General features: G+C 71.5%; 10 protein-coding genes. 9 read left to right on the top strand and 1 reads right to left on the bottom strand.

The window, feature by feature from the left end:
• The first annotated feature begins 1 nt into the window (after position 1).
• The 6 genes from ACWCPW_RS35735 (at position 2) to ACWCPW_RS35710 (ending at position 6,061) form a co-directional block, all read left to right on the top strand.
• Positions 2–1,348, top strand: coding sequence for a sulfate adenylyltransferase subunit 1 (locus tag ACWCPW_RS35735; protein ID WP_449765726.1), 1,347 nt, complete (start codon positions 2–4; stop codon positions 1,346–1,348).
• A gap of 129 nt (positions 1,349–1,477) precedes the next feature.
• On the top strand, positions 1,478–2,617 hold the full coding sequence (locus ACWCPW_RS35730) for an ABC transporter substrate-binding protein (protein WP_449765725.1): 1,140 nt from the start codon (positions 1,478–1,480) through the stop codon (positions 2,615–2,617).
• Between the two features lie 84 nt (positions 2,618–2,701).
• Positions 2,702–3,499, top strand: coding sequence for an ABC transporter ATP-binding protein (locus ACWCPW_RS35725; RefSeq protein ID WP_449765724.1), 798 nt, complete (start codon positions 2,702–2,704; stop codon positions 3,497–3,499).
• Complete coding sequence (locus tag ACWCPW_RS35720; RefSeq protein WP_449765723.1) at positions 3,486–4,409, top strand: ABC transporter permease; 924 nt, start codon at positions 3,486–3,488, stop codon at positions 4,407–4,409. Before ACWCPW_RS35725 ends, ACWCPW_RS35720 begins: the two co-directional genes overlap by 14 nt.
• 2 nt (positions 4,410–4,411) lie before the next feature.
• Positions 4,412–5,149 (top strand): sirohydrochlorin chelatase, encoded by a 738-nt coding sequence (locus ACWCPW_RS35715; protein ID WP_449765722.1) that lies wholly within the window; start codon positions 4,412–4,414, stop codon positions 5,147–5,149.
• Positions 5,150–5,173: 24 nt separating this feature from the next.
• The gene (locus ACWCPW_RS35710; RefSeq protein ID WP_449765721.1) at positions 5,174–6,061 is read left to right on the top strand and encodes a phosphotransferase enzyme family protein; all 888 of its coding nucleotides are present in this window, start codon (positions 5,174–5,176) and stop codon (positions 6,059–6,061) included.
• Positions 6,062–6,073: 12 nt separating this feature from the next.
• On the opposite strand, the gene ACWCPW_RS35705 is transcribed toward ACWCPW_RS35710, so the two are convergent.
• A complete protein-coding gene (locus ACWCPW_RS35705) occupies positions 6,074–7,198 on the bottom strand; it encodes an SAV2148 family HEPN domain-containing protein (protein ID WP_449765791.1) in 1,125 nt (374 codons plus the stop codon).
• Between the two features lie 588 nt (positions 7,199–7,786).
• Between ACWCPW_RS35705 and ACWCPW_RS35700 the strand changes: the two genes are divergently transcribed.
• The 3 genes from ACWCPW_RS35700 (at position 7,787) to treY (ending at position 12,725) form a co-directional block, all read left to right on the top strand.
• A complete protein-coding gene (locus tag ACWCPW_RS35700) occupies positions 7,787–7,990 on the top strand; it encodes a hypothetical protein (protein ID WP_449765720.1) in 204 nt (67 codons plus the stop codon).
• Between the two features lie 165 nt (positions 7,991–8,155).
• On the top strand, positions 8,156–10,270 hold the full coding sequence (gene glgX, locus ACWCPW_RS35695; RefSeq protein ID WP_449765719.1) for a glycogen debranching protein GlgX: 2,115 nt from the start codon (positions 8,156–8,158) through the stop codon (positions 10,268–10,270).
• 163 nt (positions 10,271–10,433) lie between these two features.
• Positions 10,434–12,725 (top strand): malto-oligosyltrehalose synthase, encoded by a 2,292-nt coding sequence (treY, locus tag ACWCPW_RS35690; RefSeq protein WP_449765718.1) that lies wholly within the window; start codon positions 10,434–10,436, stop codon positions 12,723–12,725.
• The last annotated feature ends 35 nt before the right edge of the window (positions 12,726–12,760 follow it).

The following is a 12,760-nucleotide window of genomic DNA, read 5'->3' as shown; positions in this document are numbered from 1 at the left end:
CATGAGTGGGACATCCGAGATTTCGCCGGACGCCGCGCCGTCCGCGGACGAGCGCGTGGGTCTGCTCCGGCTGGCCACCGCCGGCTCCGTCGACGACGGCAAGTCCACCCTGGTGGGCCGGCTCCTGCACGACTCCAAGTCGGTGCTCACCGACCAGTTGGAGGCGGTCACCCGGGTCAGCAACGAACGCGGCCAGGAGGAGGCCGACCTCGCGCTGCTCACCGACGGCCTGCGGGCCGAGCGCGAGCAGGGCATCACCATCGACGTCGCCTACCGCTACTTCGCCACCGCCAGGCGCCGGTTCATCCTCGCCGACACGCCGGGTCACGTGCAGTACACGCGCAACATGGTCACCGGCGCCTCCACCGCGGAGCTCGCCGTGGTGCTGGTGGACGCGCGCAACGGCGTGGTCGAGCAGACCCGCCGGCACGCGGCCGTCGCGGCGCTGCTGCGGGTGCCGCACGTGGTGCTCGCGGTGAACAAGATGGACCTGGTCGACTACAGCGAGGAGCGCTTCGCCGAGGTCGCGAACGCGTTCACCGAGTACGCCGAGGCCCTCGGTGTGCCCGACGTGCGCTCGATCCCGGTCTCCGCGCTGCGCGGCGACAACGTGGTGGACCCCAGTTCGCACATGGACTGGTTCTCCGGGCCGACCCTGCTGGAGTACCTGGAGACGGTGCCGGTGGAGAGCGACCCGACGCTGGAACCGGCGCGCTTTCCGGTGCAGTTCGTGCTGCGGCCGCAGTCGGACGACGAGTACCGCGACTACCGGGGCTACGCCGGCCAGGTCGCCTCCGGGGTGTTCCGCGAGGGCGACGAGGTCGTGGTGCTGCCGTCCGGGCAGCGCACCTCGGTCGCGGGTATCGACCGGCTCGGCGTCTCGGTGCGCCAGGCCCGGCAGGGCGAGTCGATCACCCTGCGGCTGGCCGACGACGTGGACGTCTCGCGCGGCGACCTGATCGCGCCGGTGGACTCGGCACCACTGCCCACCCAGGACGTCGAGGCCACCGTGTGCCACGTCGCCGACCGCCCGCTGCGCGCCGGCGACCGGGTCCTGCTCAAGCACACCACGCGCACGGTCAAGGCGATCGTCAAGGACATCGCCTACCGCCTGGACCTGAACGCCCCGATCGACGGCGTGCTGGGGCACGAACGCCACCTGACCGAACTGCGGGCCAACGACATCGCGCGCGTCGTCCTGCGCACCGCGCAGCCGCTCGCGCTCGACGACTACGCCGTCGGTCGCCGTACCGGCTCCTTCCTGTTGATCGACGAGGCCGACGGCTCGACGCTCACCGCCGGCATGGCCGGCGCCGCGTTCTCCGCGCCGGGTCGATGTCACGGCTGACTCGATCGCGGGTGTGACCACCCGCTTTTGACGCTCCGTCAGTTGTACCGAGACATCGTCCGCCGCCGTCCAGCACACACGTCGTCCCGGCCCGCGCACAACGGCGCGGGCCCGAGGGAAGGTCCCCGCATGTCCGTTTTCAGGACAAACCGTCGTAGATCCCTCCGTACCGGCTTCACCGCCGCCCTCCTCCTGCCGCTGCTCGCGATGTCCGCGTGCGGCTACGGCGAGGACAAGCAGGACGGCAAGAAGAACACGCCGGCCGCGGGCGCGGCGCCGGCATCCGGTGGCGCCAAGGCGGGCACCTCGGCCTCGCAGATCCGACTCGGCTTCTTCGCCAACGTCACCCACGCGACGCCGCTGATCGGTCTGAACGAGGGCTTCTTCGCGAAGGAGCTGGGGACCACCGAGATCAAGCCGCAGGTGTTCAACGCCGGACCGGCCGCGATCGAGGCGCTCAAGGGCGGCTCGATCGATGCGACGTACATCGGCCCGAACCCCTCCATCTCCGGCTTCACCAGCACCAACGGCGAGTTGTTGCGGATCGTGGCCGGCGCCACCTCCGGCGGCGCGTCGCTGGTGGTCAAGCCCGGCATCAACGGACCGGCCGACCTCAAGGGCAAGAAGATCGCCTCGCCGCAGCTCGGCGGCACCCAGGACGTCGCGCTGCGGGCGTGGCTGACCAAGGCCGGCTACAGCGTGGACACCTCCGGCAAGGGCGATGTCAGCGTCGTGCCGACCGACAACGCGCAGACCCTGGCCGCCTTCCAGAAGGGCGACCTGGACGGCGCCTGGTTGCCCGAGCCGTGGGCCACCCGGCTGGTCCTGGAGGCCAACGCCAAGGTCCTGGTGGACGAGCGCACGCTGTGGCCCGACGGCAAGTTCGTCACCACCGACCTGATCGTGTCCACCAAGTTCCTCAAGGACCACCCGGACACCGTCGAGGCGCTGCTCAAGGGTCAGGTCGCGGCGAACGACTGGGCCGCGAGCAACCAGGACAAGGCCAAGGCCGCGGTCAACGCGAAGATCGCCGAGTACGCCGGCAAGCCGCTCGCGCAGAATGTGCTCGACACCGCGTGGCCGAACATCGCGATCACCAACGACCCGTTGGCGGCCTCGCTGCAAAAGCTCTCCGACGACGGCGTCGCGGTCGGCGTGACCAAGAAGCTCGACATCCACGGCATCTACGACCTCACCCTGTTGAACAAGGTCCTGGCCGCCGGCGGCAAGCCCGCGGTCTCCGACGGAGGCCTGGGCCCGAAGAAGTAGCGTTCGCGCCGCTTCGGCCCGGGCGACCATGCCCGACCGAGCCCTTCCCCACCCGACGCGCCCACCGAGAGAGGTGATCCGGACATGACCCAGACCATCAGCGAGGCCACGACCAAGGCCACGACCCCTGTCGAGACCGGCTTCGCGGTCCGCCTTGACCAGGTCACCAAGATCTTCGGCCGAGGCGGCGGCACGCCCGTCCTGGACGGCATCGACCTGACCGTCGCCCCGGGCGAGTTCGTCTGCCTCCTGGGCGCGTCGGGCTGCGGGAAGTCCACTCTGCTCAACCTGATCGCGGACCTGGACCGGCCCACCTCGGGCACCATCGAGGTGTCCGGCGACCGCCCCGCGCTGATGTTCCAGGACCACGCGCTGTTCCCGTGGCTGACCGCGGGCAAGAACATCGAACTGGCCCTGAAGCTGCGCGGGGTGCCCCGCGACCGGCGGCGCGCCGAAGCGGACGCGCTGCTGGAGCTGGTCCGGCTCGGCGGCGCGCACAACAAGCGCGTGCACGAGTTGTCCGGCGGCATGCGCCAGCGGGTGGCGCTGGCCCGCGCGCTCGCGCAGGCCGGTGACCTGCTGCTGATGGACGAGCCGTTCGCCGCGCTGGACGCGATCACCCGCGACGTGCTGCACGACGAGCTGACCCGGATCTGGGCGGAGACCGGCCGCTCGGTGGTGTTCGTGACGCACAACGTCCGCGAGGCGGTGCGACTCGCCCAGCGGGTCGTGCTGATGTCCTCGCGCCCGGGTCGGATCGCCCGGGAGTGGAAGATCGACATTCCACAGCCGCGCCGGATCGAGTCCACCGGCGTGTCCGAACTGTCCGTGGAGATCACCGACGAGCTGCGAGGGGAGATCCGCCGCCATGGCCGCGCCTGAATCGACCAGGACCGCCCCCGCGATCGGGGCCGACGCCGAACAGGCGCACGCGGAGGAGGACCTGGCCGGGCTCGAAGCCGGCCTGGACGCGCTGGAGACCTACGAGAAGGAACGCAAGCCCTTCTCCCGGGTCCTGCTGGAGAAGGTGCTCCCGCCGATCCTGGCGATCCTGCTGGTGCTGGCCGCCTGGCAGATCGCCTACTCGATGGAGATCAAGCCCCGCTACGCGCTGCCCAGTCCGCAGGACGTGTGGGACGCGTTCATGGTGCAGTGGAGGAAGGGCACCGTCTTCGAGATCCTGTGGACGAGCCTGTCCCGGGGCATCCTGGGCTTCCTGATCGCGGTCGCCATCGGCACCCCGCTGGGCCTGATCGTGGCCCGGGTGAGCTGGATCCGGGCCGCGATCGGCCCGATCCTCTCCGGTCTCCAGTCACTGCCCTCGGTGGCGTGGGTGCCGCCGGCGGTGATCTGGTTCGGACTGAACAACAGCGCCATCTACGCGGTCGTGCTGCTCGGCGCGGTGCCCTCGATCGCGAACGGCCTGGTGGCCGGGATCGATCAGATCCCGCCGCTGTACCTGCGCGCGGGCCGGGTGCTCGGCGCGCGCGGCCTCAACAGCGTGTGGCACGTCATGCTGCCCGCGTCGCTGCCCGGCTACGTGGCCGGCCTCAAGCAGGGCTGGGCCTTCTCCTGGCGCTCGCTGATGGCCGCGGAGCTGATCGCCGCGGGGCCGGAACTGGGCTCGGGACTGGGCCAATTGATGGACCAGGGACGGGACCTGGGCGACATGCCGATGATGTTGACGGCGGTGTTCATGATCCTGATCGTGGGCATCGGCATCGAGATGCTGGTCTTCACGCCCATCGAACGCCTCGTGCTGCGCCAGCGCGGCCTGGTCCCGGGGAAGTAGCCATGCACCCCTCTCCCCCGCTCCTGGCCGTCGCGCACGGCAGCCGCGACCCTCGGCACGCCGCGGCGATGGCCGCCCTGGCCGGGCGCGTTCGCGCGCTGCGGCCGGGGTTGCGGGTGGAGATCGGCTACCTGGACCACTGCGGCCCGCGCGTACCCGAGCGCCTGGACGAGCTGGCCGACGCCGGCGCGGACGCGGTGGTCGCGGTGCCGCTGCTGTTCACCCCGGCGTTCCACGCCAAGCAGGACGTGCCCGACGTGCTGCGACGCTCGCGCCCGACCGTGCGTCAGGCGGCCACGCTGGCCCCCTCTCCGCTCCTGCTGGCCGCCCTGGACCTGCGCATGCGCGAGGCCGGGGTACGGCCGGGCGACGGCCGCTACGGCGTCGTCCTGGCCACCGCAGGTTCCACCGACCCGGAGGCGAACGCGGTGACCACCATCGTCGCGCGGGAGTGGCGGCGCACCGGTTGGTGCGCCGTGGTCCCCGCGTTCGCCTCCGTCCACCAGGGCTCGACGGTCGGCGCCGCGGTCGCCGACCTGCGCGCGCTGGGCGCCGAGCGGATCGTCGTCGCCTCCTGCATGCTGGCACCGGGCATCCTGCCGGACCGCATTCGCGAGCAGGCCTCGGCGGCGGGCGCCGACCTGATCACCGAGCCGGTCGCGGACACCGACGAGATCGCCCGTTTGGTGCTCGACCGCTACGACGCGGCGCGGCCCGCGCGATCCCGGCTCTCCGCCTGACCCCAGACCGGTACCATCACCGGCGTGATCGACTCGGTGGCCGGCGAACGTTCGGTACTCGTACGCGCGTGCGCGAAGGTCGGGGTGCCGTCCGCCGACGCCACGTTGCTCGCCTTCGGCGAGAACGCGGTGTTCGCGCTGCCCGGCCCGGGCCTGGTGGTCCGGGTCGCGCGCGGGGCGCACATGGCCGAGCGGGCCCGCCGCGAGATCGCGGTCGCGTGCTGGCTCGCCGAACAGGACTTCCCCGCGGTGCGACCGGCGGCCGGCGTCGACCCGCAGCCGGTGACGATCGACGGCCGTCCGGTCACCTTCTGGGAGTTGCTCTCGCCGGCCGAGCGCGAGCCGGACGTCGGCGACCTGGCCAAACTGCTCAAGAAGCTGCACGCGCTGCCCGCGCCGCCGTTCGCGCTGCCCGCCCGGGAGCCGCTCGCGCTCGTGGAGACCTGGCTGGACTCGGCGGACGCCGCGGTGGGGTTGGAGGATCGCCGCTATCTGCTGGCCCGTCGCGACGCGCTGCGGGCGGCCTGCGACGAGCTGACCCCGATGCTGCCGCGCGGCCTGATCCACGGCGACGCGCTGCTGCGCAACGTCGGCGTGCACGGCGGCCGGGCACTGCTGTTGGACTGGGAGACGGTCGCCCACGACCTGCGCGAGTTCGACCTGGTGCCCACCCCGTTGTCCGCGGTGCGCTACGGCCTGCCCGACGGCGCCGAGCGGCGGTTCGCGAAGAAGTACGGCTTCGACATCACCGACTGGCCCGGCTACCCGGTGCTGCGCGACACCCGCGAACTGGCCGCCACCGCCTGGGTCGCCCAGCACGTGCCCGGGAACCCGGCGGCGGAGGAGGAGTTCCACCACCGGGTCCGCACGCTGCGCACCGGCGACCTGGACGCCCGCTGGCACGCGTTCTGAGCGCCGCGGCGCTCACGAGGTGCGCTTGCTGTCCGCCCACTGCTGCTCGAACTCCTCCTGGAACAACGGGTAGAGCCCGCGCACCGCGTCGCCCGCCGCGTCGGCGCGCAGCACGAAGGCGGGCGACTCGATCCCGCGCGCGTGCCGCAGATACGGCTGGACCAGGCCGACGTCGCCGTCCACCAGGTAGGCGCCGAATCGAGGCGCCTCGTCGTACAGCCGGATCTCGATCCGCCTGGGCTCGCGCAGCTTCGAGCGGATCCGGCGCATGTGCAGGATGTTGAGCGTGGTCATCCGGGACAACAGCCCCTTCTTGATGCCCTCGTCCCGCTCGCGCTGCTTCATCGCGTCGCCGGCCGGGTTCAGGAACAACAGCCGCATCTCGCAGCCGCTCGCGCCCAGCCGGGCGAGATCGCGCCCGGAGTAGTTCTGGCACAGCAGGTTCAGCGACACGCCCATCGCGTCGATCCCGCGCGCGCCGTCCACCAGGTCGGCGAACGGCAACCGGCGTTGCAGCGCCGAGCGGTCCTGGAAGACCCCGACCACGTCCGCGTAGCGCCCGGCGAACAGCTCCTCCACCGCGTCCAGTGCCAGCCTGCGGTCGCCCCGATCGGCGAGCGGACCGTCCAGCATCGCCAGCACCCGCAGGCACGCGCGTTCGACCTGGGCCAGCACGTCCGGCGACAACACCCGGTTGCGGGCCACGATGTGCCGGCCGATCTCGACCTCTTCCAGGGCGCGTTCCAGCTTGCGCCGGTCCGGCAGGAACGGTTCGAAGCACCACCAGTTGCGCACCATCAGCTCGCGCAGTTGCGGCAGGGTCAGGAACGCGATCAGTTCGTCGTCGGCCGGGTCCACGATGTATCCGCGCCGGCGGCTCATCTCCCGTACGGCCTCGGCGCGCTCCACCCATTCGTTCTGCGTGTTGCCGGCCGCGGCCAGCACCCAGGCGCCGTCGTCGTGCGGGTGTTCGCCGGGGCCGTAGACCGGGATCAGCACCGCGCCGATCACCGCGCGAAGCCGCTGTTCGATCAGGTTCAGGTACACGTACGCCCGGCCCGCCCGGCGGGCCCGCAGCAGCGCGCCGGCCCAGTCCTCCTCGGTCCAGGTGAGCGTCGCGGGGTCTATCCCGGGCATCGGGTCGGGCGGGCCGGAGCCGTCCAGGACGGCGGTGTCGACGGCCGCGTGCCGGGGACCGGGCAGCGCTCCCGGGTCGATCGCGAACGAGCCGGTGTCGGTGAGCCCGGCCGTCCCGGCCGAGGACTCGCCGTCGGGGTAGGGGGCGTACGGATCCGGGAAGGTGTCACCGCCGCCGCCCGGCATCGGGCCGCCCAGGTCACCGAAGCCGGTCGTACTCGTCCCCTCCGCAGGATCCTCGGTCGTCGAGGGTGGCGAGCTGGACTCCCGATCGGCCATCGCGTCCCATCCGTTCGTCGTCGAGCCGGAACCGAACGAGCGTATAGCGAAACCCGGGAGCCTCGGGGGGCCCGCGCGGGCCGGGTCGGATACCCCGTTCGAGTGATGAAGCCGCCCGGATTACCCGGATGGCGTAAGGCGATTGGGGGGACTCGACGTGCTCTGGCAACTTCTGCCCAGCGGCACGACGGCGTCCCGGAACAATTGCCGGATGGGAGAGGGTCTTCCCTCCACCTGTTCCGCGACGCAACCGGGAAGGATCGACGATCCGTCTCATGCGGCAGGAACCGTGGCACCCAGGAGGTCGTCATGTTGGCCACGAACAGCAGGATCCCGGCGGGACGAAACGGCGCCGAGGACGATTTCGCCAAGTACCGCGACGTGGTCGCGGACATCTTCGCCCACCACCGACGGACCACCGTCGCGGACACGGACGAGGCCGGATGCTCGTGCGGCGGCCCGTGGCCGTGCCGGGACGAGATGCTCGCGGCCGAACTGCTCGACTGGATCTGATCGTTCCGATCGAAACCGATCGGGGTCGACGGCGCGCACGACCACCGCCCCGGGCCGGAATTCCACCCGACCGGGGGACGCCGAAGCGGATCTCGCACATGGATGCGGTTCGGTACGGGAGACTGCAAGCTGCCGAAGCACGATCCGCGACAAAGCAGGTTGCTCATGCAGGTCTGGCCCGGTCATCCGTATCCGCTCGGCGCCACGTACGACGGCGCCGGCACCAACTTCGCGGTCTTCTCGGAGGCCGCCGAACGCGTCTGGTTGTGCCTCCTCGACGAGGACGGCGCCGAGCGACGTGTCGAGCTGCGCGAGGCCGACGCGTTCGTCCGGCACGCCTACCTGCCCGGGATCCAGCCCGGGCAGCGGTACGGCTACCGCGTCCAGGGCCCGTTCGACCCGGCCTCGGGCGCCCGGTGCAACCCGAACAAGCTGCTGCTCGACCCGTACGCGAAGGCGATGTGCGGCGAGGTGCACTGGCACGAGTCGATGTACGGCTACTCGTTCGAGCACCCGGATCTGATGAGCACCACCGACTCCGGGCCGCACACGATGGCCTCGGTGGTGATCAACCCGTACTTCGACTGGGGCGACGACCGGCCGCCGCGCACCGAGTACCACGACACGGTGATCTACGAGGCGCACGTGCGCGGGCTGACCCGCACCCATCCCGGGCTGCCCGAGGAGATCCGCGGCACCTACGCGGGCATGGCGCACCCGGCGGTGATCGAGCACCTGGTGAGCCTGGGCGTGACCGCGATCGAACTGATGCCGGTGCACCAGTTCGTCCAAGACCACCGACTGTCCGACCTGGGCATGCGCAACTACTGGGGCTACAACACGATCGGCTTCTTCGCGCCGCACGCGGCCTACTCGTCCACGGGCGAACGCGGTCAGCAGGTCCAGGAATTCCGCTCGATGGTCAAGGCGCTGCACGCGGCGGGCATCGAGGTGATCCTGGACGTGGTCTACAACCACACTGCCGAGGGCAACCACCTCGGTCCCACGCTGTCCTTCCGCGGCCTGGACAACGCCTCCTACTACCGGCTCGCCGACGACAAGCGCTACTACCTGGACACCACCGGAACCGGCAACAGCCTGTTGATGCGCAGCCCGCACGTGCTCCAGTTGATCATGGACTCGCTGCGCTACTGGGTCACCGACATGCACGTGGACGGCTTCCGCTTCGATCTCGCGGCCACCCTGGCCCGGCAGTTCCACGAGGTGGACCGGCTGTCCTCGTTCTTCGACCTGGTCCAGCAGGACCCGGTGGTGTCCCAGGTCAAGCTGATCGCCGAACCGTGGGACGTGGGCGAGGGCGGCTACCAGGTGGGCAACTTCCCACCGCTGTGGACCGAGTGGAACGGCAAGTACCGTGACACCGTGCGCGACTTCTGGCGCGGCGAGGAACGCACGCTGGCCGAGTTCGGCTCGCGGCTGACCGGCTCCTCCGACCTGTACCAGGACGACGGCCGGCGGCCGATCGCCTCGATCAACTTCGTCACCTGCCACGACGGCTTCACGCTGCACGACCTGGTGTCCTACAACGACAAGCACAACGCGGCCAACCACGAGGACAACCGGGACGGCGAGAGCCACAACCGGTCCTGGAACCACGGCGTCGAGGGCGAGACGGACGATCCGGACGTACTCGCGCTGCGGGCCCGCCAGCAGCGCAACTTCATCGCCACCGTGCTGCTGTCCCAGGGCGTGCCGATGATCGCGCACGGCGACGAGTTCGGCCGCACCCAGCGGGGCAACAACAACGTCTACTGCCAGGACAACGAACTCGCGTGGGTGAAGTGGCCGGAAGGCGAGGAGCCCGACCAACTGGAGTTCATGCGGATGATGACCCGGCTGCGGGCCGAGCACCCGGTGTTCCGGCGCCGGCGCTTCTTCCACGGCAGGTCGGTCCAGGGCACCCACGACGAACTCACCGACATCGCCTGGTTCACGCCCACCGGCGAGGAGATGTCCGACAGCGACTGGTGGGCGGCGGCGGCCAAGTCGGTCGCGGTCTTCCTCAACGGCAACGCCATCTCCGAGCCCGACCCGCGCGGCCAGAAGATCACCGACGACTCGTTCCTGCTCCTGTTCAACGCCTCGCACGAGGCCGAGGAGTTCACCATCCCCGACGGTCTGGGCAAGACCTGGACGGTCGTGGTCGACACCGCCGACGACAAGACCACGATGCACGAGCCCAAGACCCGCGCGACCGTCGAAGGCGGCTCGTGCCAACCGGTCCAGGCCCGCTCGCTGGTGGTGCTGCAACGGCCCTGACCGGGCCCGCGCGTACGCGTCGGTGCCCCCGGCGCTCGACCGGGGGCGCGGCCCGTCGAGCCGGCCCCTCGCCCTCGCCCGTCGAACCCGCCGACGCGCGTCCGATCAGGTTTCACCACCCCGGCGGGTGGTAGCGCGTGGTCCTCCGGGGAAGCTTGTCCGCATGACCTCGTCGCCTTCGCGTGTCCCCAGCGGCACCTACCGGCTGCAACTGCAACCCGCCTTCGGGTTCGCCGACGCCGCCGCCGCCGTGCCCTACATCGCCTCGCTCGGGGTGAGCCACCTGCACCTGTCGCCCATCCTGCAGGCGGTACCCGGGTCCACCCACGGCTACGACGTGATCGACCACTCGCGCGTGTCCGCCGACCTGGGCGGCGAGGACGGCCTGCGCGAGCTCGCCGCCTCGGCCGCCGCGCACGGCCTGGGCATCGTGGTGGACATCGTGCCCAACCACATGGCGGTGCCCACCCCCGAGTCGCTCAACAGGCCGCTGTGGGAGACCCTGCGGGACGGGCCGGACTCGCCCTACGCCCGCTGGTTCGACATCGACTGGACGCGGCACGACGGCCGGGTACTGCTGCCCGTGCTCGGCGGACCCGTCGAGGAGGTCGCCGACGAGCTGGTCGTGGACGGCGACGTGCTGCGCTACCACGACCACGAGTTCCCGCTCCGGGCCGGCACCGACAAGCTCGCGCTCGGGGAACTGCTCGCCGCGCAACACTTCGAACTCGCGCATTGGCGACGCGCGGACACCGAGCTCAACTACCGCCGGTTCTTCACCATCGCGGGCCTGATCGGGCTGCGCCAGGAGGACGACGAGGTCTTCTCGGCCACCCACGAGACCATCCTGCGGCTGCTCAACGAGGGCCTGGTGCACGGGCTGCGGATCGACCACCCGGACGGGCTCGCCGACCCGCGCGCGTACCTGGACCGGCTGCGCGCCGCCGCGCCGAACGCGTGGATCGTGGTGGAGAAGATCCTCGCCGACGACGAGCGGCTCGCCGACGACTGGGCCTGCGACGGCACCACCGGATACGACGCGCTGCGCCGGGTGGACTCCTTGTTCACCGACCCCGAGGGCGCCGAGCCGCTGCGCGCGCTGCACCGCGAGCAGACCGGCGTCCGGGAGGGCTTCGACTATCTCGCGCAGGAGGCCAGGGCCGAGGTGCTCGACGGTGGGCTGGCCACCGAGTTCGCCCGGCTGCGACGAGCCCTGGACCGACTCGAACCGATCGCCGGCGCCGGCGACATCGGCCGCGCGCTGCCGCCGCTGCTGGCCGCGTTCCCCACCTACCGCCCCTACCCCGGCGGCGGCCCCGCATCGATCGCGGCGATGGCCCGCGCCCTCACCGGCGTCCCCGGCCAGGTCTCCGAAGCGGCCCGGGAGATCGCCGAACTCGCGCTGGCCGACGGCGAGTTCGGCACCCGCTTCGGCCAGGTGGCGGCGGCGCTCGCGGCCAAGGGAGTCGAGGACCGCGCGTTCTACCGTTGGTACGGCCTGACTTCGCTGAACGAGGTCGGCGGCGCGCCGGACGCGATCGGCCTGGACATCGCCGGCTTCCACGCCGCGTGCGCGCGGATGTCGCCGACCACGATGACCACGCTGAGCACCCACGACACCAAGCGCAGCGAGGACGTGCGGGCCCGGCTCGCGGTGCTGGCCGAGGTCCCCGAGGACTGGGCCGAGCGGGTGCACACGTGGAACGACTGGTCCCGGCCGCACCGCTCCGAGTTCCGCTTCGGGCCGGACGGCTACGACACCTACCTGCTGTGGCAGACCCTGGTCGGCGCGTGGCCGCTGAGCCCCGACCGGGCGGTCGCCTACCTGCGCAAGGCGATGCGCGAGGCGGCCCGGGCCACCACCTGGACCGACCCGAACCCCGACTACGAACAGGCGAGCGAGGCGTTCGTGCGCGCCGTCCTGGCGGACGAGGAACTCACCGCCGACATCGCCGAATTCGTCACCGACCTGGACCGCCCCGCACGCGCCGTCTCGCTCGGTGCCAAGCTGGTCCAGCTCACCATGCCGGGCGTGCCGGACGTCTACCAGGGCGGCGAACTGGCGCTGTACACCCTGGTCGACCCGGACAACCGGGCCCCGGTCGACTTCGGCCGCGAGCACGGCCCGCTGGACGCGCTCAAGTTCAAGGTCACCTCGGCCGCGCTGCGGCTGCGGCGCGAGCACCCGACCTGGTTCGCCGGCGCCTACGAGCCGCTGCTCGCGCGCGGCAAGGAGGCCGACTACGCGATCGCGTTCGTGCGCGGCGGCGAGGCGATCACCGTGGCGACCCGACTGCCGGCCGGTCTCGCGGCCAAGGGCGGCTGGGGCGGCGCACTGCTCCCGCTGCCGCCGGGCCGCTGGGTCGACGCGCTCACCGGCGACACCTACACCGGCCAGGCCCGGCTGCGGCACATCCTGGAGAACCTGCCGGTGGCCCTGCTCACCCGCGGCTGAACCGGCCGCACCGCGCTCGCGGCGCCTCGCATCCG

The sequence above is a fragment of the Embleya sp. NPDC001921 genome (assembly GCF_053594475.1).
Note: the sequence above shows the minus strand (reverse complement) of the source record. Positions and strands in the feature narration are given on the sequence as shown.

Excerpts from the sequence above, each read along its gene's own strand:
- ACWCPW_RS35735 (WP_449765726.1), top strand. The coding sequence starts at position 2 with ATGAGTGGGACATCCGAGATTTCGCCGGACGCCGCGCCGTCCGCGGAC.
- ACWCPW_RS35730 (WP_449765725.1), top strand. The coding sequence starts at position 1,478 with ATGTCCGTTTTCAGGACAAACCGTCGTAGATCCCTCCGTACCGGCTTC.
- ACWCPW_RS35725 (WP_449765724.1), top strand. The coding sequence starts at position 2,702 with ATGACCCAGACCATCAGCGAGGCCACGACCAAGGCCACGACCCCTGTC.
- ACWCPW_RS35720 (WP_449765723.1), top strand. The coding sequence starts at position 3,486 with ATGGCCGCGCCTGAATCGACCAGGACCGCCCCCGCGATCGGGGCCGAC.
- ACWCPW_RS35715 (WP_449765722.1), top strand. The coding sequence starts at position 4,412 with ATGCACCCCTCTCCCCCGCTCCTGGCCGTCGCGCACGGCAGCCGCGAC.
- ACWCPW_RS35705 (WP_449765791.1), bottom strand. The coding sequence starts at position 7,198 with ATGCCCGGGATAGACCCCGCGACGCTCACCTGGACCGAGGAGGACTGG.
- ACWCPW_RS35700 (WP_449765720.1), top strand. The coding sequence starts at position 7,787 with ATGTTGGCCACGAACAGCAGGATCCCGGCGGGACGAAACGGCGCCGAG.
- glgX (WP_449765719.1), top strand. The coding sequence starts at position 8,156 with ATGCAGGTCTGGCCCGGTCATCCGTATCCGCTCGGCGCCACGTACGAC.
- treY (WP_449765718.1), top strand. The coding sequence starts at position 10,434 with ATGACCTCGTCGCCTTCGCGTGTCCCCAGCGGCACCTACCGGCTGCAA.